We start from the raw sequence: 20,519 nt of genomic DNA on the forward strand, positions 1-20,519 counted from the left end.
CGATGATCCGCCCCGCCGGGCACCCCGCCTACGGCGGGGCGATACCCGGCGCGGCGGCGTGGGACGCCGACGGGCAGTACCTGATCACCGACCCGAGCGAGTCCACCGAAGCCGCCGCAGTGTTCGAGACGATCCGGGGACTCGCCGCGACGATCAACTTCACCGTCCCGCGCATCCCCGAGGTCACGATCAAGGTCACGATCCCCGCGCACGCGTTAGCCGGGTCCGACCTCGCCGGCACCGAAACCGGCACGCGCGGCGCCGGAGACGTGAATGGTGCCGACGCCTCGGACGATGCGGGCGGTACCGGCCAAACGCAGGGTCGACCCGGTGGCAACACCAACAGCGGCAACACCGACAGTGCCAACCCGAACGATGCGGGTACGAACGATTCTGAAGCCACCGACACGCTCAGTGCTGAAACGCGCCCGGAGGACCCGCACCGGCGGGCGGTCGCCGCGATCGAGGGGCTCGGGCCCATCGATGCCGACCTGGCCCGTTACCTCGCACAGGACGCCCGCTGGCAACGGGTCATCACCGATCCCTACACCGGCGCGGTCCTCGATGTCGGCACCAAAACGTATCGCCCACCGGCACAGATGCGCCGCCGCGTCATCCAACGCGACCAGACCTGCCGCTTTCCTGGCTGCACCCGCCCCGCCGAACGTTGCGACGTCGACCACATCGACCCGCACCGCCCCGACGGGACCGGCGGCACCACCGGCGACTGCAACCTGATCGCTCTGTGCAGACGCCACCATCGGCTGAAACACCAAACCAACTGGCGAGTGACACTGCACGACGACGCGTCGTGTGAATGGACCAGCCCCGCCGGGCGCAGATACCTCACCTATCCCGCCGACACCGACCCACCACCACAACGCGACTAGGGACGGGCGGGCATAAGTTTCGGCGTTCTGCTCCAACACGCTTGAAGCGCGGCTTTGGCCGCTTCCACCTGATTGAGTGGACGACTTAAACGACAACACCCTCCTACTGTCGCTCGTAAGCGACGGCAAGAGGGCGTCTCGCGTGGTAGCCCCGGTGGGATTCGAACCCACACTGGCGGTGGTTTGAGCACCGTGCCTCTGCCGTTGGGCTACAGGGCCTCGCCGATTCACGGTAGGTAGGTCACCAGCCGATGTTGGCAAGGTATATAGGGTAACCAGGTCGATTTCTCGTTCGCTAGTCGGGCGGTACGACGAGGCGACCGTATTGGAGCGACCACGTGACAGATCATGACCACCCCGAGTCCGCAGCCACCGATCTCCCGACCGGGATCGCGTCCGATCAGGTCGAGATCGACCCGGCCGCAGCCGCACGGCCCGCGCCCCGGGTGATCATCGCCGAAGACGAAGCGTTGATCCGGCTCGACCTCAAGGAGATGCTCATCGAGGAAGGGTACGACGTCTGCGCCGAGGCCTCAGACGGGCAAGAGGCCATCGACTTCGCGGTCGAGCTACGACCGGACCTGGTCATCCTCGATGTGAAGATGCCAGGGGTCGACGGGTTGGCCGCGGCCGAGCGCATCTGCGCCGACAAGATCGCTCCCGTCGTCATCCTCACCGCCTTCAGCCAACGCGAACTCGTCGTGCGTGCCCGCGATGCGGGAGTCATGGGTTATCTGGTCAAACCATTTCAGAAGTCCGATCTAGTGCCGGCGATAGAGATGGCGGTGGCCCGCTTTGCGCAGATGCGCGCGCTCGATGAGGAAGTGGCCGAGCTCGGCGACCGCCTGGAGACTCGCAAGCTGGTCGACCGCGCGAAGGCGGCGTTGATGGTCGAGCACAAGCTGTCCGAGGCGGCGGCATTCCGTTGGATTCAACAGAGCGCCATGGAACGCCGTACGACGATGAAAGCGGTCGCGGCTGTGGTGCTCGAGAGCATTAAACGCTAGCCTGACCAGGTCAACTGACCCGAAGGGTAGTACCTGGTCACCAATTTTCACGCGATTCCGCGAACACCGAATATTGCTGTTCGGTCACGAAGGCGAGTTCGGTCACAAATATGAAACATTCGGGCGGTACATTTTTTCGCCTGTAGACGACAAGGATCTGGCCGGAACTATCCGGCACTTGCGTCGAAGAATGAACTATCGGAGGTTAGCGTGGTCCGTCGACCGTTGTACGGCGCTGTCGCAGCGTGTGCGATTCTCGCCGTCGTCGCAACAGGCTGTGGCGAAAAGAAAACGAACAGCAGCAGCAGCAGTGGGTCGTCCGGCACGCCGACGATCCAGCCGCTCGAACAGATCACGAAGGAAGGCAAGAAGGTTCCTGAGGCCGCAGCGAGCACGCCGGCCGATCCGGCGGGTGACGGCAAGGCCAAGTGCTCGGGCGTGAAGCTCGGATTCGCCGGGGCCCAAACCGGTGATAACGCCGCGCTCGGCATCAACATCCTCAACGGCATGAAGACCGCCGTCGACAAACACAACAAGGCCAACCCGGACTGCCAGGTCGAGATCGCGCCGTTCGACACCGAAGGTACGCCGGAGAAGGCGACCCAGGTCGCGCCGTCCATCGTGCAGGACAACTCGGTCATCGGTCTGCTTGGCCCGGCGTTCTCCGGCGAGAGCAAGGCCGTCGACGACCAGTTCAACCAGGCTGGTCTCGTGTCCGTCACCGCATCGGCAACTAACCCGGACCTCGCCAAACAGGGCTGGAAGACGTTCTTCCGCGGCCTCGCCAACGACGCGGTCCAGGGACCGGCCGTCGCGGCGTACATCAAGGACAGCTTGAAGGCTAAGAAGGTCTGTGTCGTCAAGGACGACTCGGACTACGGCATCGGCTTGGCTAAGGAAATCAGCGATACGCTTGGCAGCCTCGTCACCTGCAACGAAGACGTGAAGACCAAGCAGAAGGAATTCTCCGCGGTCGTCAACGCGATCAAGAGCGCCAACGTCGATGTCGTGTTCTACTCCGGTTACTACGCCGAGGCGTCTCCGTTCGTGCAGCAGCTGCGCCAGGGTGGCGTAAAGGCGAAGTTCATGTCGGCAGACGGCGTGAAGGATCCGGAGTTCGTCAAGGGCGCCGGTTCGGCCGCCAAGGGCGCGATTCTGTCCTGCCCGTGCGGTCCTGCTGACGACACATTCGCCAAGTCGTACGGCGAGGCAACCGGTGGCAAGGTGCCCGGCACCTACTCGGTCGAAGGTTATGACCTTGCGACGATCATGCTCAAGGGAATCGACTCCGGTGCAGTCACCCGGCCGGCTTTGCTCGACTACGTGAAGAGCTACGACGGTGACGGCATCGCCCGCCACTACAAGTGGGACAACACCGGCGAGCTCGCTGAGACCAACATCTGGATCTACGAGGTCAAGTAGTACGGACACATCACATCGGTGACGGTTTCACCGCCGCCAACACGCATGCGGCCGGGCCCTTCCGGTCCGGCCGCACGCATGTCCAATGCCTTATCGATAAGGATTCTGGATGCACATAACATTGGCAGCGACCACGCTCGCCGATACTTGGATTTCGTTCGATACCAGTAGCCTGATCAGGGATTTCTGGTCGCTGACGACGGACGGTCTCACGTACGGCGCGATCTACGCGCTCATCGCCATCGGCTACACACTTGTCTACGGCGTGCTTCGACTTATCAACTTCGCGCATTCCGAGGTATTCCTCGTCGGCATGTTTGCGCAGTACTTCATCTTGCAAGCGCTCGGGTTCACACCCGCGGCGGACGCCTATAACGAGGGCGTCGCGCTCACGGTCGTCTACCTGATTGTGGCGATGCTGATCGCGATGATCGCCTCCGGGGCGACGGCCGTGATTATTGAGCGGGTCGCTTACCGGCCACTGCGCAAACGCGGTGCGCCGCCACTGGTCTTCCTCATCACTGCAATCGGCGCCTCGCTGGCTATCCAGCAGGCGTTCTTTGTGTGGCGGGGGCAGAACCCAGAGCCGCAGATCCGGTTGATGACACCGGTCCACGTTTTCAACATCTTTTCCGCGCAGATCGACAACGTCCAGATCATGATTGTCGTTTCGGCCGTTATCTTGATGATCCTGGCCGACTCGTTCGTCAACCGGACGAAGTTCGGTCGCGGCATCCGGGCCGTCGCGCAGGACCCCACGACCGCCCGGCTGATGGGGGTCAACCCGGAGAAAGTCATCATGACGACCTTCCTCGTCGGGGGAATCCTCGCCGGCGCCGCCGCACTGCTGTACACCATCAAAATCCCGCAGGGCATTGTCTTCTCCGGCGGCTTCCTGCTCGGTATCAAAGCGTTCGCCGCCGCCGTCCTCGGTGGCATCGGCAACCTGCGCGGCGCGCTCCTCGGAGGCCTCCTCCTCGGAGTCTCCGAGAACTGGGGCCAGGCACTGTTCGGTGGTGCCTGGCGTGACGTCGTGGCATTCGTGCTGCTGATCGCCGTACTGATGTTCCGGCCATCGGGGATTCTCGGTGAGTCTCTAGGGAGGGCTCGAGCATGACTGTTTCGCAGACGTCGCCGCAGAAGCCCGACAAAGGGCTGCTGGACAAGTTGCCCAGTGTGGGCAATCCCGTACGCCGTTGGTGGGAAGGGCTGGGCAAACCGGTCAAGCTCACCATCACGATTGCGTTCCTGATCTTCTTGGTCATCCTGCCGCTGCTCAACCCGCCCGGCATCAGCACCGACAGCGCCGGCCTCCAGTTCAGCAACGTGCTCGCGGAATGCGCGCGCACCGGGCTGATTGCCCTCGGGCTCAACGTCGTCGTCGGCCTGGCCGGGCTGCTGGACCTCGGGTACGTCGGGTTCTTCGCGGTCGGCGCGTACGTCGTCGCGTTGCTCTCCAGCCCCGACAGCGAGCTGGCGCTGCGCTGGTCGTGGCTGGCCTGTGTGCCGATCGCGATGGTCGTCACCGCGCTATCGGGACTGCTGCTGGGATTACCCACGCTGCGACTACGCGGTGACTATCTGGCGATCGTGACACTCGGTTTCGGTGAGATCGTCCGGCTACTCGCTGACAATATCGGTCCGCTGAAAGGGCAGACCGGGTTCGCCCGGGTCGCGTTCCCTGTCGTCGGGACGAGCGACTCGCGACCATTCGGGTTCTTCTCCAACGCCAACAACGCCAAACCGTTCACCTCGGGCCTTGCTTGGTACTGGCTGATCATCGTGTTGATCCTGCTCATGCTCTGGGCGGTCAGCAACCTGGAGCACTCACGCGTCGGACGCGCCTGGATTGCCCTGCGTGAGGATGAGGACGCCGCGGAGATCATGGGCGTGAGCACGTTTAAGTACAAACTGTGGGCCTTCGCGATAGGCGCCGCGATCGGAGGGCTCTCTGGGGCGCTGATGGCTGGCCAAGTCCAGTTCGTCAACAACCAGAAGTTCGACGTCGTCACGTCGATGCTCTTCCTGTCCGCCGTCGTGCTCGGCGGACAGGGCAACAAGCTCGGCGTTCTGCTCGGCGCGTTCTTGATCGTTTACATCCCGTCGCGGTTCACCGTCATCGCCGAGTGGAAGTTCCTGATCTTCGGCGTCGCGCTGATCGTGCTCATGCTCTTCCGGCCGCAGGGGTTGATCCCCGCGCGACATCGATTACTCGGGGCCGACCTACCGAAGGACGCGACGATCGACTACGAGCCTGACGAAGAGGTGGACGGCGTACCGCCGACGAACAGGGAGGCGCTATGACCGCCGAGATACCGGCAGATACCAATATCGAGGCGCACTCGGCGTTGGCAGACCTTCCTGAGGAACGCGCCGCCGAGGTTGCCGAGACGATCGAGGGACGCGACGCCGGCAAGGCCGGCGAGACCCTCGTGCACATCGACCACGTCACGATGAAGTTCGGCGGCCTGGTCGCGCTCGACGATGTCGACTTCACGATCCGGCGGGGCGAGATACTCGGCCTGATCGGTCCCAACGGGGCCGGTAAGACCACTTGCTTCAATGCGATGACCGGCGTCTATCGCCCGACCAGCGGGACGGTCATTTTCGACGGTAAACCGCTGACCAAGGTCAAGCGAAACAAGATCACCCGACTGGGCATCGCGCGGACCTTCCAGAACATCCGGCTGTTCCCGACGATGACGGCCCTGGAAAACGTGGTCGTCGGTGCAGATGCGCGACACCACACCTCGGTCCCGGGAGCGTTGTTTCGGTCTGCGCGCCACCGCCGCGAGGAACGTGAGGCGATCGACCGCGCCGTGGCGCTGCTCGAGTTCGTCGGTATCGGCGACCGGGCGGGGGACCAGGCGCGTAACCTTCCCTACGGCTATCAGCGTCGGCTCGAGATCGCTCGCGCGATGGCAACCGAGCCGAAACTGCTGTGCCTGGACGAGCCGGCCGCCGGGTTCAACCCGGCCGAAAAAGTCGAGCTGATGGGGCTGATCAAACAGATCCGCGACCAGGGCTACACGGTGCTGTTGATCGAACACGACATGCGGCTGGTGATGGGCGCGACCGATCGCATCGTCGTACTGGAATTTGGACGGAAGATAGCCGAAGGTACGCCGGAGCAGATCCGCGACAACCCCGCCGTCATTGCGGCGTACCTCGGCGTACCCGACGAGGAGGTGGATCTCGATGGCGATGCTTGAGCTGCACGACGTGGTGGTTAACTACGGCGCGATCGAGGCCCTCCATGGGTTGTCGTTACAGGTCGAGGAGGGTCAGGTCGTCAGCCTGATCGGCGCGAACGGCGCCGGCAAGACGACGACGATGCGGGCGATCTCGGGGGTGCGCCCTCTGACGTCCGGCAAGATCATCTTCGAGGGCGCGGACATTACCCGGATGCCTGCACACAATCGGGTCGCCGAGGGCATTTGCCAGTCGCCGGAAGGCCGCGGCGTATTTCCCGGAATGACGGTGCTGGAGAACCTCGACATGGGGACCTTCGCGCGAAAGTTCCCGTCCAAGGCGCAATACAACGAGATGGTCGAGCACATCTTCGGTCTCTTCCCGCGGCTCGAGGAACGCAAGGGCCAGAAGGGCGGCCTGCTTTCCGGTGGCGAGCAGCAGATGCTGGCGATTGGACGGGCGCTCATGGCACGCCCGAAGCTGCTGCTACTCGACGAGCCGTCGCTTGGCTTGGCGCCCAAGATCATCCAGCAGATCCTGCAGATCATCACCGGCATCAACAAAGACGGCACCACGGTCCTTCTCGTTGAACAAAATGCGCAGGGCGCCTTGTCACGATCGCACTTTGCATACATTCTTGAGACTGGCGCTGTGACGAAGTCCGGACCGGGCAAGCAGCTATTGACCGATCCAGCGGTGAAAGAGGCTTACCTCGGCGTCGCCTGAGGCGGGCCTGAGTCCCGTTACTTCGGGCGCTCGGGCACGGCGTACGGTAGACCACTGTGCGCACTGGAGGTGTAGTTGAATGACTCGCGCAGCGCTACCTGTCCGCGATGCGCAGCCTGATGACATCGTCGCGATCATGCACCTGACGGCGACTGTCTTGGATGAATCCGAGGGGCACTCCCACGCGGGCGTCCGCCGACTCCTCGAGGGCCCGGACATGCGCAACCGTCAGACCCAGTTTGAGAAACTGCTCACCGATGCCGACGTTCGCACCATCGTGGCCACTGACCCGCTCGATGACACGGTGGTCACCGGCGTCGCGGTCCTGTCCAGGGACACGATCAGCGCGGTCTTCGAGTCGCCGGCCATTTTCGTCAACTACCTATTGGTGCCGGACAACTTCCGCAACCGCGGCATTGGCAAGGCCCTGCTGTGCGAGGCGACCCGGTACGCCGACCGCTGCGGCGCCAAGCACCTCATCGTGGGCGTCAGCTCCACTGCCCGCGAGACCAACCGCTACTACGCGCGGCTCGGTTTCGCGCCCCTGGTCGTACGCCGGATCGCATCCGTAGCACATTTGCGCAAGTCGTTGGGAATGGCTTCGACGTACGCCGAACGACTGCGGATTCCGTTGAATTTCGGTCGTCGAGCGCAGAGAGCGCAGAGAGCGCAGCGAACCTAGCCGAGACGTAGTGCGTGACAGGTGTCCGTAACCGCGGCTATTTGGGGCCGGGTTTGCCCGGTAGCGTCATCGCGGTCAACTGTGCGGTGCAGCAGCGATTGCCCGCGTCGTCGGTGATCACGATCTGAAACGTCTTCAACGTGCGGCCCAGGTGAATCGGAGTGGCCACGCCGGTCACGGTCCCGCTGGTCGCCGACCGGTGGTGCGTCGCCTGGAGTTGGATGCCGACGCTATAGGTCCCGGCGGGGGAGTTCACCGCTGCGCCCATCGAGCCGAGCGACTCGGCCATGGCCGCGCTTGCCCCGCCGTGCAACAGACCCATGGGCTGGATGTTGCCCGCGACCGGCATCGTGGCGACGAGCCGCTGCGGATTCCAGTCACGCATGACCAGGCCTAGCTTGTCGTCCATTTGCCCATCCGGGCGGAATCGCTTCATCAGATGGGCCGGCGGCCCCGAGACCGGCTCGGTGGTCTCGACTGGTTCGGAAGATGTCATGGCGCAACCCTAGACTCGAGGGCGTGACTACCCCGAATCGGCTCCTGCTCCTCGACGGGCACTCGCTCGCCTACCGTGCGTTCTTTGCGCTACCCGTCGAAAACTTCTCCACCACCGATGGTCAGCCCACCAATGCGGTCTACGGATTCACCTCCATGCTGATCAATGTGCTGCGCGACGAGCAGCCCACCCACCTGGCGGTCGCGTTCGACCTGTCGCGCAAGTCGTTTCGCACCGAGCAGTACGACGGTTACAAGGCCAAGCGAGCAGCCTCACCGAGCGAGTTCAACGGCCAGGTGAGCCTGATTCAGGAAGTGCTCGACGCGCTGAAGATCCGCTGGGTTACCGCGCAGGGTTTCGAGGCCGACGACATCCTCGCGACGCTGACGGCGCAAGCGCGCGCCGCGGACCTCGACGTACTCGTGTGTTCTGGTGATCGCGATGCCTTCCAGTTGGTCGACGACCACGTCACTGTCCTCTATCCCAAGCGGGGAGTGTCCGACCTCTCGCGGATGACCCCGGCGGCCGTCACCGAGCGGTACGGCGTCGGCCCGGACCGCTACCGGCACCTGGCGGCGCTGGTCGGTGAGGACAGCGACAACCTGTCCGGCGTACCGGGGGTGGGCCCCAAGACGGCGGCCAAGTGGATCAATAAGTACGGCTCGCTTGATGAGATCATCGAAAACGTCGGTGAGATCAAGGGCAAGGTCGGCGATGCGGTCCGCGAATATCTTCCCGACGTGTTGCGCAACTTCGAGCTCAACCGGCTGCTGCCGGATCTTGACCTCGGCGTCGAGGTCGACGAGCTGCAGATGCAGGGCTGGGACCGCGACGAGGTGCATAAGGTCTTCGACTCGCTTCAGTTCCGGGTGCTGCGCGACCGCCTTTACGAGACGCTGACCTCGGCCGAGCCTGAGGCGACCGACGGCTTCGAGTTCGAGGCCACGACCCTCCAGCCGGGGGCGCTCGCCGACTGGCTCGCCGCCAACGCGACCGGGGCGGCGCCGGTGGGACTGTCGCTGCGCGGCACCTGGGGACGGGGGACCGGGGAGCTGACCGGCATCGCGCTCGCGGTCCAGGACGGCGCCTCGGCGTACGTCGACTTGCGACCGGAGCAGCTGACGGCCGCCGACGACGCGGCGCTCGCCGGCTGGCTCGCCGATGCAAAAGTTCCTAAAGTCATCCACGATTGCAAGGGGCCACTCCTGGCGATCGCCGCACGCGGCTGGTCGCTGGCCGGGCTGCGCAGCGACACCGCGCTGGCGGCGTACCTCGTCGCGCCGGGACAGCGTTCGTTCGACCTGGCCGACCTCGTGCTGCGGCACCTGCAACGCGAGCTGGCCTCGCCCAGTGACGCCTCCGCCAAGCAGCTGACCCTTGACGGCGGCGAGGACGAGGCCGACGAGCAGATCGCCGCAGAGCACATCGCGCGGGCAATCGGCACCGTTCAACTGGCCGTCGTACTGGACACGGAGCTCGCCGATCGTGGCGCGACGTCGCTGCTGCAGGACATGGAGCTTCCGCTGGCTACTTTGCTTGCAGAGATGGAAATTCGCGGCATCGCAGTCGATTCGGACTACCTCGAGTCGTTGTCCGACCAGTTTGGCAACGAGGTGCGCGCGGCCGCCGACGACGCCTACTCGGTGATCGGTCACGAGATCAACCTCGGCTCGCCGAAGCAGCTGCAGGTCGTGCTGTTCGAGGAGCTCGGCCTGCCGAAGACCAAGAAGATCAAGAGCGGCTACACCACCGACGCCGACGCGTTACGCGGGCTGCTCGAACAGACGCAGCACCCGTTCCTCGAATACCTCATGCGCCACCGCGATGTCACCCGGCTCAAGTCGGTCGTGGACGGCTTGCTGCCGCTGGTCGATGACGTCGGCCGGATCCACACGACGTTCCAGCAGACCATCGCCGCGACCGGGCGGCTGTCCTCGACGGACCCCAACGTGCAAAACATTCCGGTGCGTACCGCGGAGGGTCGGCAGATCAGGCACGCGTTCGTCGTAGGGCCCGGCTACGAGTCGCTGATGACTGCCGACTACAGCCAGATCGAGATGCGGATCATGGCGCACCTGTCCGGCGACGAAGGACTGATCGAGGCGTTCACGACCGGCGAGGACCTGCACACGTTCGTTGCGTCGCGGGCGTTCGGCGTAGACGCGTCCGCGGTCGACGCGGAGATGCGGCGGCGTACCAAGGCCATGTCGTACGGCCTGGCCTACGGGTTGTCGGCGTACGGGCTGTCGCAGCAGCTGCGCATCACCCCGGCGCTCGCGCGCGAGCAGATGGACGCCTACTTCGAGCGGTTTGGCGGCGTCCGTGACTACTTGCACGATGTCGTCGAACAAGCTCGGATGACCGGCTACACCGAGACCATCATGGGTCGCCGGCGTTATCTGCCGGACCTCACCAGCGATAACCGGATGCGCCGCGAGATGGCGGAGCGGATGGCTCTCAACGCGCCCATCCAAGGGTCGGCCGCGGACATCATCAAGGTCGCGATGCTCAATGTCGAAAAGGCGTTGGCCGCGGCGAAGACCAAGTCCCGGCTACTGCTGCAGGTCCACGACGAGCTCATTCTCGAAGTCGCCAAGGGGGAGCGCGCTCAGGTCGAGAAGATCGTCACCGAGTCGATGGCCGGCGCGTGCGCGCTCGACGTACCGCTGGATGTGTCGGTCGGGTACGGCGCGACCTGGGACGCCGCGGTCCACTAGCGTGCGGGTTTGTGGGCGGCGTAGATCGCGGTCCCGGGTATCCATTTCGCGCGGTCCGAGCTCCACTGCCCCCACACGACCTGCCGGCCGGGCACCCATTCGGGTTCGATGATGTCGTCGAGCACGAGCCCGGCAGCGACGATGTCGCGGACCCGCTGGCCGATCGTGCGGTGGGTCTCGATGTACGTCGGTCGGTCGTTGTCATCGACCTCGAGGTAGGCGCGAGGGTCAAAGTACGACGTATGCACCTGCAAGTCGCGGGCCGACGGGCTGTCCGGGAAGATCCAGCGGATCGGATGGTTCGTGGAGAAGACGAACCTGCCGCCCGGTCGCAGCACCCGCGCGGCTTCGGCCATGACTTCCTCCGGACGCGCGACGAACGCGATGGCGCCGAAGGCCGAGACGACGAAATCAAAGCTGGCGTCGGCGAATGGGAACCGGCAGGCGTCGGCCTGCACGAGGGGTACGTCGATCCCGGTGCCCGCATTGAGCCGCAACGCGTGTCGCAGCATCCCACCGGACAGGTCGAATCCCACTGCGTTGGCGCCGACCGACTGAAGCCAGCGGGAGACCGGCGCCGTGCCGCAGCCCACCTCAAGGATCGTCGTGCCGACCAGATCTGGCGTCGGACCCAGCAGCTGTACGTCGGACTCGCGCAGGCCCTCCGGGCACCACAACAGGTCGACGTCGCCGAGGTCAGCGGCGTGTTCGGCCACATAGTTGTCCGCATCGAGATCCCACCAGTGGCGCGATGCGCGCCGCGACTCGTCGGGCTCGACGCGGCGGTGCTGCACCGCGGCGGTTGTGCCGAGCTCTCCGCCGGCGGTGGGTGTGTGCTGCTCGCGAGGCCGTTCGGTCATGGCGTCCAATTCTGCTGTGAGCAGGGCAACCCGCTCTTCAATGGAGGTGGGGGTAGTCTCTGCGGCTTCCTGTGCGTACGATAAACGGTGCGCTACGGGTCTGCGCGTTCCCAGAATGGAGTGGACCGCGCTCGAAATGTTGTTTGTTGCTCGGTTTCGGCCAGTCGTAAGACGTTGGCTGGGTGTCGATCAGTTCTGATCATATTGCCCACCTCAGGTCGCGGGTGCACGCGGCGGTTCGAAAAGGGCCCTGGCAGCACACCGATCAATTGTCCGCACCGGAGCAACCCTCTACATGACCGCAACCACCCAAAGCACCACCAACGCACCAACCGCCTCTGGCACCCCGCAGGTCGCCATCAACGACATTGGCTCGGCTGAAGATTTCCTCGCCGCCGTCGACGCGACCATCAAATACTTCAACGACGGAGACATCGTCTCCGGCACCATCGTCAAAGTTGACCGCGACGAGGTTCTCCTCGATATCGGCTACAAGACCGAAGGTGTCATCCCGTCGCGCGAGTTGTCGATCAAGCACGACGTCGACCCCAATGAGGTCGTGACCGTCGGTGACGAAGTCGAAGCCCTCGTCCTCCAGAAGGAAGACAAAGAAGGCCGCCTGATCCTGTCCAAGAAGCGTGCGCAGTACGAACGCGCGTGGGGCAAGATCGAAGAGCTCAAGGAAGCCGACGAGCCAGTCAAGGGCACGGTCATCGAGGTCGTCAAGGGTGGACTCATCCTGGACATCGGCCTGCGTGGCTTCCTCCCGGCGTCGTTGGTCGAGATGCGCCGCGTGCGCGATCTGCTGCCGTACGTCGGCCGCGAGATCGAAGCGAAGATCATCGAGTTGGACAAGAACCGCAACAACGTCGTGCTGTCACGTCGTGCGTTCCTGGAGCAGACCCAGTCCGAGGTCCGCAGCGAGTTCCTCAACCAGCTGCAGAAGGGGCAGGTCCGCAAGGGCGTTGTCTCCTCGATCGTCAACTTCGGCGCGTTCGTCGATCTTGGCGGCGTCGACGGTCTGGTCCACGTCTCGGAGCTGTCCTGGAAGCACATCGATCACCCGTCCGAGGTTGTCGAAGTCGGCCAGGAAGTCACCGTCGAGGTCCTCGAGGTCGACCTGGAGCGCGAGCGTGTGTCGCTGTCGCTCAAGGCGACTCAGGAAGACCCGTGGCGTCAGTTCGCGCGTACCCACCAGATCGGTCACGTCGTGCCCGGCAAGGTCACCAAGCTCGTTCCGTTCGGCGCGTTCGTGCGGGTCGAGGACGGCATCGAGGGTCTGGTCCACATCTCCGAGCTGGCCGAGCGTCACGTGGAGATCCCAGAGCAGGTTGCTCAGGTCGGCGACGAGCTCATGGTCAAGGTCATCGACATCGACCTCGAGCGTCGCCGCATCAGCCTGTCGCTGAAGCAGGCCAACGAGGGCGAGGGTGGCGAGAAGCCGGAGTTCCACCCCGAGGCCTACGGCATGGCCGCGTCGTACGACGAGCAGGGCAACTACATCTACCCCGAGGGCTTCGACGCGGAGACCCAGGAGTGGCTGGAAGGCTACGACAAGCAGCGTGAGGAGTGGGAGCGTCAGTACGCCGAGGCGCAGGCTCGCTACGAGACTCACATGAAGCAGATCGACTCGGCTAAGGAAGCCGACGCCGAAGCTAATGCCGAGCAGGGTGGCGGTGGCGGCGGTTCCTACGCTTCTACCTCCGATGACAGCTCCGGCACGCTTGCTTCCGATGAGGCGCTCGCCGCGTTGCGCGAGAAGCTCGCCGGTGGCGGAGAGTAACTAGCCGCACCAACAACGAAACCCCCGAGCCGATTGGCTCGGGGGTTTCGTCGTTGTTCGAGGAACTATTTCCGGCGTCTACAGAGACATGATGAGCGCGAACGCCGGCTTCGCGCGCTCGCCGGTGGCGGCGAACCAGGCGAACGAGTGGCGGGCGCGCCGCGTGGAGAACAGCCGGAACCAGCGTCGGGGCTTGCTGTGCATCGTGTAAAACTCGCGGACCGCGGGCAGGTCACGGCAGTAGACGCGGTCCGCTCGTCCGAAGCGATGCCTGCCGGCGCGTCCGTGAGGCAGCGTATGGCGTGCCATTGCGAAAATCGCCTCCAATCAAAATGCGTCGGATCTGCGTGACCCGAGGTCGGATTCGGTGTGTAGTTTGCAGTGGTGAAGCAGCAGTTTTAGTTGTGTGACTTCTGTGGCAGAAGTGACTGATGGTAGTACCGCTCATAGACTATGAGCCGCCTTGCGCGAACAGCCGTAGGCACGCCGTGGCCGCGACGCGGGCGAGATCACGTTTTCATCAACGAAGGAGGCGCGGGTGCTGGATATTGGGCTGACCGGCGGGATCGGATCGGGTAAGAGCGCCGCGAGTACGGCGTTTCGGGAGCTGGGCGCGGTCATCATCGACGCCGATCAGATCGCTCGGGAGGTCGTCGAGCCGGGCAGCGATGGTCTCGAGCAGATCGTGAGAACGTTTGGTGCAGACCTGCTCGATCCGCAAGGCGCGTTGGACCGACCGGCGCTCGCGGAGATCGTCTTCGGCGACGACGAGGCCCGCGCGAAACTCAATGCGATCGTGCATCCGCTGGTTCGGCAGCGCAGTAGCGCACTGAAACAGCAGGCCGCGCCGGACGCCATCGTCATCAACGACATCCCGCTGCTCGCCGAAGGCTCGATGGCCGCGGCTTTTCACCTGGTTGTGGTCGTGCACACGCCTCGTGACGTACGCCTGAAGCGGCTCATCGAGTCGCGCGGAATGGTCGAGTCCGATGTGCGCGGCCGGATGGCTTCGCAAGCCTCCGACGCGGACCGGTCGCGGATCGCCGATGCACTTCTCGACAACTCCGGCACTCCACAGGACCTTGTCGCCGCCGCCACGGCGTTGTGGCGGGACCGGCTCAAGCCCTACGCCGACAACCTCGCGGCGGCGCGTCCGGCCGCGCACGCTTCGGAAACTGTGTTGGATGAATCGGCCAGGCAACGGGCGCTCGCGCGAGTGACCTTCGCCGCAGCGGCCGTCGACGATGCGGCAACAACGACGTATCTCGACGAAACCACAATCGGGGTTCGCCCGTCAGACCCTGGTAACAAAACCTCATTGGTACGCCGTTTCGGTGAAGCGGGCTGGTTTACCGGCGATCCGGATTCGACCGCTCCGCTGCGCAGTTCCGATCCGCGCGTACCACTGGACCTACACATCGGCGACCCGAGCGCCAGGTAGTCTATCGAGTGAGTTCGCGCTGGTAGGCGGGCGCTCGCATGGTGATGAAACACGACGAGAGGCATGACACGTGGCACCCAACAAGACGATGAACCGCGCCGTGGCGATATCGGCGGCAATGGGTGCCGCGCTTTTCGGGATTGCCGCCTGTACGTCGACCGTGACGGGCACCGCGTCTCATGCGCCCGGCGCGTCAACCAGTGGCGGCAGCAGCACGTCGTCCGGCGGTTCGGGCAGCAGCTCCGGCGGCTCTAGCAGCAGCAGCAGCGACAACAGCAGCTCGCCCGACTCGTCGTCCAGCAGCAGCTCCGCTGGCGGCGGTGGCGGCGGCCCGCAGAGCCCACAGGACGCGGCCAAAGCGCCCGGCGAGCCGTTTAAGTACAAGAACGGCGTCGAGGTCAAGCTCGGGACGCCAGTTCCCAAGGACTACCCCAACGCCGGCGACGTGCTCAGCGACGAGGAGGGTCGTGCCTTCCCGATCACCGTCACCAACCCGAGCGACAAGACGATCGACATGTCGTCGTACCGGAGCAAGACGAAGGTCTACTGCGGCGACAATTTCTCCAACAGCGAATGGGTTATCGACGATGCCCCCGAGGTCGGTACGCCGACGATCGCACCTGGGGCCACGTCGAACTACGAGCTAGCCGTCGCGGTCAAGAAGACGGACTTTGGCAGCCAGTGCGTCGTTAGCATCATCTTCGCCGTTGAGGGTGTGGACGCCACCAGCATCGATCCCGCGAAGTTCGTGATCGCGGTCAGCTGACCTGCAAGACCTGACCCGGACACCAAAAGAGCCGCACCGACGTGTTGTCGGTGCGGCTCTTTTAGCTCGGTGGGCGATACTGGGTTCGAACCAGTGACCCCTTCGGTGTGAACGAAGTGCGCTACCACTGCGCCAATCGCCCGAGTTGGGTGCGCCGTAGGACGCGATCGCAAATACTACCGCAGCCGCTGAGCCGCTGTGCGATCAGTGCCAGAGCGGGATCCAGCTCGGCGTCCAGCCAGGTACGCCGGTCAGATGCAGCACGACCACGACCACGCCGTACACGAACAACGCGGTCAGCAGGCCAATGAGGACCCGAACCCACATTCGCTGCCGCATCACCCAGCGAGTCCACGCCATGACTTTGCCCTTGGTGAAGTCGAGGAGCCGTTCGGCCCACGCGAACTCGGTGGCCAGGATCGCTAGGCCGGCGATCACGACGAGCCAGCCGGGGCCCGGAAACGGGATCATGATGATCCCGGCGACGAGGACGAGGAAGCCGACGATTCCGACGCCGACTCGGTAGGCGTGTTTGAGTGCCGGATTGCGTTCGATCCGGTCGCGGAATTTCAGCTTGTCCGCCACGTCGTCGAGCAGGCCAGGCTCATCGGCGTACTCGGTGCGACGACGGGGCGGCGCGTCGTGGTCGGGCGCGTCATGACTGGACAAGAGGGGACCGGGAGCCTTTCGATGGAGGTGGGCAGCGTCTATCGTGTCAGACGGAACTAGTCCCGAGATGGTTCTGCTTCCGTTGTACGACAATAGTCTCGCAGACAATCTGGACCCCCGGATGCGGCGGCGCTGGCGTATCGGGTAGAGTTCCATCTCGCTGTTTGAAACGAAATATAAACGGCAATGCGGACGTGGCTCAGTTGGTAGAGCATCACCTTGCCAAGGTGAGGGTCGCGGGTTCGAATCCCGTCGTCCGCTCTGGGAAGTCCCCAGGATCTCTGTTTCGGCAGAATCCCGAGGCGCTTTCTCACGGTGGCGTGGCCGAGAGGCGAGGCAACGGCCTGCAAAGCCGTGTACACGGGTTCAAATCCCGTCGCCACCTCAAGACGCGAGACACGTAGCACGAGGCGGTTGAACAACTGAATTATCACCTGGGCGATTGGCGCAGCGGTAGCGCACTTCGTTGACATCGAAGGGGTCACTGGTTCGAACCCAGTATCGCCCACCAGCAACAGACCCCCGATCCGTCATGGAGTGGGGGTTTTGTCGTAAAACCACTGCACATGGGCACATTTGTACCGATCGGCAGCGTCGGCCGCAGGATCTTGCTGCGCATCGGCACATTTGCATCGGAATGTCGCGGCGGGCGGACCGTACGATGATCGGCGTGACGTACGACGACTCCCACCTCGCGGCGATGATCGCTGCCGACCGTACCGCGCGCGGCCTCGGCGTCCGTCTCGACAGTGCCGCAGGTGGCCGAGCCGTCGTCTCGATGACCGTCCGCGCAGACATGCTCAACGGTCACGGCACGTGCCATGGCGGCTTCATCTTCACCCTGGGCGACATCGCGCTGTCGTACGCGAGTAACACCCGTGGTGCTCTCAACGTCGCCGCCGCGGCCGATATCCAGTACGTCGCACCGGCGGCCGAGGGCGTCGTACTGCGTGCCACTGCGGCCGAACGTCTGCGTTATGGCAAGGCCGGTCGCAACGGCCTCTACGACGTCACCATCGTCGATACCGCGAACGACACGCTGGTCGCGATCTTCACCGGCCGGGTCGTCGAGGTCGGCTAGCGCTGCGCATTGCGGCAGGTTGCCAAGCCGGGCCAGCAATTAGTGCGGAATTGTGATCGCGCGACGCACTCGCGCGGCCTGCGGGGTAATTCGATGTCGGCGCTCGAGGGGGCGCGGCTAGGATTGACCGGGTTATCTGTTCTGTTCAAGGAGAAAATTTCTGTGTCTGCGGTGTCGGTAAACAAGGCGAGCGCCCCACGCATCAAGATTGCGGGCGGTACGTCGGCGCAGACCGCCGTCAACGACGCAGGATTGCCGGCCAAGGGCGAGGACGCGGTCGTCGTCGTACGCGATGACACCGGCGCTCTGCGCGACCTGGCCTGGGTGCCGGAGAGTGACACCGAGGTGGAGGCTGTCGCGGCCAATACCGCCGACGGTCGCAGCGTCATCCGGCACTCGACCGCGCACCTGCTCGCGCAGGCTGTCCAAGAGGTCTTTCCGGACGCCAAGCTCGGCATCGGCCCACCGGTCACCGACGGCTTCTACTACGACTTCGCCGTCGATACGCCGTTCACGCCCGAAGACCTGCAGACCCTCGAAAAGAAGATGAAGCAGATCATCAAGTCCGGGCAGCGGTTCTCCCGGCGTACCTTCGACTCGCTGGATGCGGCAAAGGCCGAGCTGGCCAGCGAACCGTTCAAGCTCGAGCTCGTCGACGTCAAGGGCGCCGGCACCAGCGCCGACGTCGACACCTCCGAGATCATGGAGGTCGGCGAGGGCGACCTGACGATCTACGACAACCTCGCGATGCGCGGCGGTGACCGGGTGTGGGGGGACCTGTGCCGCGGCCCGCACGTGCCGAGCACCCGCTACATCCCGGCGTACAAGCTCACCCGGGTCGCGGCGGCGTACTGGCGCGGCAAAGAGGGAAACCCGCAGCTGCAGCGCATCTACGGCACGGCGTGGGAGAGCAAGGAGGCGATGGATGCCTACCTCGAACGACTCTCGGAAGCCGAACGCCGCGACCACCGCAAGCTCGGCGCGGAGCTCGACCTCTTCTCCTTCCCGGACGAGATCGGTTCCGGACTGCCGGTCTTCCACCCCAAGGGCGGCCTGATCCGGCGAGTCCTCGAGGACTACTCGCGGGTACGCCACGAAGAGGCCGGCTACGAGTTCGTCAACACCCCGCACATCACCAAGGGCACCTTGTTCGAGACGTCGGGGCACCTTGACTGGTACGCCGACGGCATGTTCCCGCCGATGCACATCGACGAAGAGCTCGATGACGACGGCAACGTGCGCAAAGCCGGCCAGGACTACTACCTCAAGCCGATGAACTGCCCGTTCCACTGCCTGATCTTCCGCAGCCGCGGGCGTTCCTACCGCGAGTTGCCGATGCGGCTGTTCGAGTTCGGCAGCGTCTACCGCTACGAGAAGTCCGGCGTCGTGCACGGCCTGACCCGGGTGCGCGGCATGACGCAGGACGACGCGCACATCTACGTCACGCCTGACCAAGTCGAGTCCGAGCTGACCAAGCTGCTGACCTTCGTGTTGCAGCTACTACGCGACTACGGTCTCGACGACTTCTACCTCGAGCTGTCCACCCGCAACGACGAGAAGTACGTCGGGTCGGACGAGATCTGGGCGGAGTCGACCGAGACGCTACGCCGGGTAGCGACCGAGTCCGGTCTCGAGCTGGTGCCCGATCCGGGAGGCGCGGCGTTTTACGGTCCGAAGATCTCGGTGCAGGCGCGGGACGCGATCGGCCGCACCTGGCAGATGTCGACGATTCAGCTCGACTTCAACACGCCCAACCGGTTCGAGCTGGAATACCAGGCCGCGGACGGCACCCGTCAGCAGCCGGTCATGATCCACCGTGCGCTGTTCGGCTCGATCGAGCGGTTCTTCGGCGTACTCACCGAGCATTACGCCGGCGCGTTCCCAGCGTGGCTGGCCCCCGTTCAGGTCGTCGGCATCCCGATCAGCGCTGAGCAGGACGACTACATCGACGCCGTGGCGGCGAAGTTGCGTGAGCACCGGATCCGGGTCGATGTCGACCACTCCGACGACCGGATGCAAAAGAAGGTCCGCAACGCGACGCTGCAGAAGGTCCCGTTCGTGCTGCTGGCCGGCGCCAAGGACGTCGAGGCCGACGCGGTGTCGTTCCGGTTCCGCGATGGCACCCAGCACAACGGGGTCGGCATCGACGCGGCCGTCGCGACCATCGTGGCGTGGGTCGAGGCTCGTCGCAACGAGGCGCCGACCGCGGACATCGTCGAGATCGGTTAAGGGGTACGTCGTGAGCGAACATCATGGGACGGAGTTCGAGCGGCTCTGGACGCCGTACCGGATGGCCTACATCTTGGGCGAGAACAAGCCGACCGGCAACCCCGACGACCCGCAGGAGTGCCCGTTCTGCACCATCCCGAAGCTCAGCGACGAGGACGGGCTGATCATTGCGCGCGGCGAGCAGGTGTACGCCGTACTCAACCTGTATCCCTACAACGCCGGTCATCTGATGCTGGTGCCGTATCGCCACGTGCCGGAATACACCGACATCAAGGGCGCCGAGGTCAGCGAGTTCTCCGACTTCACCCAGCGTGCGATGCGCACGATCCGCGCGGTCAGCGGCGCCCATGGGTTCAACATCGGCATGAACCAGGGTGCGGTCGGCGGCGCCGGGATCGCCGCGCACCTGCATCAGCACGTCGTGCCCCGGTGGGGTGGGGACACCAACTTCATGCCGGTGATCGGGATGACCCGGGTGCTGCCGCAGCTGCTCGCCGACACGCGCGCCCTGCTCGCCGAAGAGTGGATCAACCAGGAAGCCTCAGGCGGCTTGTAGGC

Annotated in this window: 19 protein-coding genes and 5 tRNA genes; 18 read left to right on the plus strand and 6 right to left on the minus strand. The window is 64.5% G+C overall.

Annotated features, from left to right (window positions below; translation table 11 throughout):
- Window positions 1–890 (plus strand): HNH endonuclease signature motif containing protein (locus tag CLV47_RS15640; protein ID WP_106350007.1); only part of this gene is annotated, 890 nt, incomplete at its 5' end.
- Between the two features lie 143 nt (window positions 891–1,033).
- Here CLV47_RS15640 and CLV47_RS15645 read toward each other — a convergent pair.
- Window positions 1,034–1,109: transfer RNA gene (locus CLV47_RS15645), tRNA-Leu, on the minus strand.
- Window positions 1,110–1,228: 119 nt separating this feature from the next.
- Between CLV47_RS15645 and CLV47_RS15650 the strand changes: the two genes are divergently transcribed.
- The 7 genes from CLV47_RS15650 (at window position 1,229) to CLV47_RS15680 (ending at window position 7,919) form a co-directional block, all read left to right on the plus strand.
- Window positions 1,229–1,897: an ANTAR domain-containing response regulator gene (locus CLV47_RS15650; RefSeq protein ID WP_238145461.1), complete on the plus strand. Its 669-nt coding sequence runs from the start codon at window positions 1,229–1,231 to the stop codon at window positions 1,895–1,897.
- Window positions 1,898–2,107: 210 nt separating this feature from the next.
- Window positions 2,108–3,319 carry a branched-chain amino acid ABC transporter substrate-binding protein gene (locus tag CLV47_RS15655; protein WP_202862628.1) on the plus strand — a complete coding sequence of 404 codons (1,212 nt, stop codon included), beginning with the start codon at window positions 2,108–2,110 and terminating at the stop codon, window positions 3,317–3,319.
- Between the two features lie 109 nt (window positions 3,320–3,428).
- Window positions 3,429–4,436 carry a branched-chain amino acid ABC transporter permease gene (locus tag CLV47_RS15660; RefSeq protein ID WP_106350008.1) on the plus strand — a complete coding sequence of 336 codons (1,008 nt, stop codon included), beginning with the start codon at window positions 3,429–3,431 and terminating at the stop codon, window positions 4,434–4,436.
- On the plus strand, window positions 4,433–5,623 hold the full coding sequence (locus CLV47_RS15665; RefSeq protein WP_106350009.1) for a branched-chain amino acid ABC transporter permease: 1,191 nt from the start codon (window positions 4,433–4,435) through the stop codon (window positions 5,621–5,623). The genes CLV47_RS15660 and CLV47_RS15665 overlap by 4 nt, the downstream gene beginning before the upstream one ends.
- Window positions 5,620–6,531 (plus strand): ABC transporter ATP-binding protein, encoded by a 912-nt coding sequence (locus tag CLV47_RS15670; RefSeq protein ID WP_106350010.1) that lies wholly within the window; start codon window positions 5,620–5,622, stop codon window positions 6,529–6,531. The genes CLV47_RS15665 and CLV47_RS15670 overlap by 4 nt, the downstream gene beginning before the upstream one ends.
- Complete coding sequence (locus tag CLV47_RS15675; RefSeq protein ID WP_106350011.1) at window positions 6,518–7,237, plus strand: ABC transporter ATP-binding protein; 720 nt, start codon at window positions 6,518–6,520, stop codon at window positions 7,235–7,237. The genes CLV47_RS15670 and CLV47_RS15675 overlap by 14 nt, the downstream gene beginning before the upstream one ends.
- A gap of 79 nt (window positions 7,238–7,316) precedes the next feature.
- On the plus strand, window positions 7,317–7,919 hold the full coding sequence (locus CLV47_RS15680) for a GNAT family N-acetyltransferase (protein WP_106350012.1): 603 nt from the start codon (window positions 7,317–7,319) through the stop codon (window positions 7,917–7,919).
- A 37-nt stretch (window positions 7,920–7,956) separates the two neighbouring features.
- On the opposite strand, the gene CLV47_RS15685 is transcribed toward CLV47_RS15680, so the two are convergent.
- The gene (locus CLV47_RS15685; protein WP_106350013.1) at window positions 7,957–8,415 is read right to left on the minus strand and encodes a hotdog fold thioesterase; all 459 of its coding nucleotides are present in this window, start codon (window positions 8,413–8,415) and stop codon (window positions 7,957–7,959) included.
- Window positions 8,416–8,438: 23 nt separating this feature from the next.
- Between CLV47_RS15685 and polA the strand changes: the two genes are divergently transcribed.
- On the plus strand, window positions 8,439–11,132 hold the full coding sequence (gene polA, locus CLV47_RS15690) for a DNA polymerase I (protein ID WP_238145462.1): 2,694 nt from the start codon (window positions 8,439–8,441) through the stop codon (window positions 11,130–11,132).
- On the opposite strand, the gene CLV47_RS15695 is transcribed toward polA, so the two are convergent.
- Complete coding sequence (locus CLV47_RS15695; protein WP_106350105.1) at window positions 11,129–11,992, minus strand: class I SAM-dependent methyltransferase; 864 nt, start codon at window positions 11,990–11,992, stop codon at window positions 11,129–11,131. The two genes, polA and CLV47_RS15695, sit on opposite strands and share 4 nt — an antisense overlap.
- A 295-nt stretch (window positions 11,993–12,287) precedes the next feature.
- On the opposite strand from CLV47_RS15695, the gene rpsA reads away from it, so the two are divergent.
- Complete coding sequence (gene rpsA, locus CLV47_RS15700; RefSeq protein ID WP_106350015.1) at window positions 12,288–13,775, plus strand: 30S ribosomal protein S1; 1,488 nt, start codon at window positions 12,288–12,290, stop codon at window positions 13,773–13,775.
- Between the two features lie 78 nt (window positions 13,776–13,853).
- Here rpsA and CLV47_RS15705 read toward each other — a convergent pair whose 3' ends face one another.
- Complete coding sequence (locus CLV47_RS15705; RefSeq protein WP_106350016.1) at window positions 13,854–14,084, minus strand: hypothetical protein; 231 nt, start codon at window positions 14,082–14,084, stop codon at window positions 13,854–13,856.
- 229 nt (window positions 14,085–14,313) lie between these two features.
- Between CLV47_RS15705 and coaE the strand changes: the two genes are divergently transcribed.
- Together coaE and CLV47_RS15715 are read left to right on the plus strand one after the other, a co-directional pair.
- Entirely contained in the window at window positions 14,314–15,216 is a 903-nt protein-coding gene (coaE, locus tag CLV47_RS15710) for a dephospho-CoA kinase (protein WP_170111108.1), read from the plus strand.
- A gap of 70 nt (window positions 15,217–15,286) precedes the next feature.
- Entirely contained in the window at window positions 15,287–15,982 is a 696-nt protein-coding gene (locus tag CLV47_RS15715; RefSeq protein ID WP_106350018.1) for a hypothetical protein, read from the plus strand.
- Between the two features lie 70 nt (window positions 15,983–16,052).
- Here the strand turns inward: CLV47_RS15715 and CLV47_RS15720 are convergent.
- Together CLV47_RS15720 and CLV47_RS15725 are read right to left on the minus strand one after the other, a co-directional pair.
- A tRNA-Val gene (locus CLV47_RS15720) sits at window positions 16,053–16,124 on the minus strand.
- A gap of 62 nt (window positions 16,125–16,186) precedes the next feature.
- A complete protein-coding gene (locus tag CLV47_RS15725) occupies window positions 16,187–16,651 on the minus strand; it encodes a TIGR02611 family protein (protein WP_170111109.1) in 465 nt (154 codons plus the stop codon).
- A 188-nt stretch (window positions 16,652–16,839) separates the two neighbouring features.
- Here CLV47_RS15725 and CLV47_RS15730 point away from each other — a divergent pair.
- From CLV47_RS15730 to CLV47_RS15755, 6 genes are all read left to right on the plus strand, one after another.
- Window positions 16,840–16,912: transfer RNA gene (locus CLV47_RS15730), tRNA-Gly, on the plus strand.
- Window positions 16,913–16,965: 53 nt separating this feature from the next.
- Window positions 16,966–17,036, plus strand: a tRNA-Cys gene (locus CLV47_RS15735).
- 51 nt (window positions 17,037–17,087) lie between these two features.
- Window positions 17,088–17,162, plus strand: a tRNA-Val gene (locus CLV47_RS15740).
- A 159-nt stretch (window positions 17,163–17,321) separates the two neighbouring features.
- Window positions 17,322–17,732 (plus strand): hotdog fold thioesterase, encoded by a 411-nt coding sequence (locus tag CLV47_RS15745; protein WP_202862629.1) that lies wholly within the window; start codon window positions 17,322–17,324, stop codon window positions 17,730–17,732.
- A 162-nt stretch (window positions 17,733–17,894) separates the two neighbouring features.
- Window positions 17,895–19,961 (plus strand): threonine--tRNA ligase, encoded by a 2,067-nt coding sequence (gene thrS / locus CLV47_RS15750; RefSeq protein ID WP_238145463.1) that lies wholly within the window; start codon window positions 17,895–17,897, stop codon window positions 19,959–19,961.
- 10 nt (window positions 19,962–19,971) lie between these two features.
- A complete protein-coding gene (locus CLV47_RS15755) occupies window positions 19,972–20,517 on the plus strand; it encodes an HIT family protein (protein WP_238145464.1) in 546 nt (181 codons plus the stop codon).
- The last annotated feature ends 2 nt before the right edge of the window (window positions 20,518–20,519 follow it).

The sequence above is a fragment of the Antricoccus suffuscus genome (assembly GCF_003003235.1).
Classification (GTDB): domain Bacteria; phylum Actinomycetota; class Actinomycetes; order Mycobacteriales; family Antricoccaceae; genus Antricoccus; species Antricoccus suffuscus.

Excerpts from the sequence above, each read along its gene's own strand:
- CLV47_RS15660 (WP_106350008.1), top strand. The coding sequence starts at position 3,429 with ATGCACATAACATTGGCAGCGACCACGCTCGCCGATACTTGGATTTCG.
- CLV47_RS15665 (WP_106350009.1), top strand. The coding sequence starts at position 4,433 with ATGACTGTTTCGCAGACGTCGCCGCAGAAGCCCGACAAAGGGCTGCTG.
- CLV47_RS15670 (WP_106350010.1), top strand. The coding sequence starts at position 5,620 with ATGACCGCCGAGATACCGGCAGATACCAATATCGAGGCGCACTCGGCG.
- CLV47_RS15675 (WP_106350011.1), top strand. The coding sequence starts at position 6,518 with ATGGCGATGCTTGAGCTGCACGACGTGGTGGTTAACTACGGCGCGATC.
- CLV47_RS15680 (WP_106350012.1), top strand. The coding sequence starts at position 7,317 with ATGACTCGCGCAGCGCTACCTGTCCGCGATGCGCAGCCTGATGACATC.
- CLV47_RS15685 (WP_106350013.1), bottom strand. The coding sequence starts at position 8,415 with ATGACATCTTCCGAACCAGTCGAGACCACCGAGCCGGTCTCGGGGCCG.
- CLV47_RS15695 (WP_106350105.1), bottom strand. The coding sequence starts at position 11,992 with ATGACCGAACGGCCTCGCGAGCAGCACACACCCACCGCCGGCGGAGAG.
- rpsA (WP_106350015.1), top strand. The coding sequence starts at position 12,288 with ATGACCGCAACCACCCAAAGCACCACCAACGCACCAACCGCCTCTGGC.
- CLV47_RS15705 (WP_106350016.1), bottom strand. The coding sequence starts at position 14,084 with ATGGCACGCCATACGCTGCCTCACGGACGCGCCGGCAGGCATCGCTTC.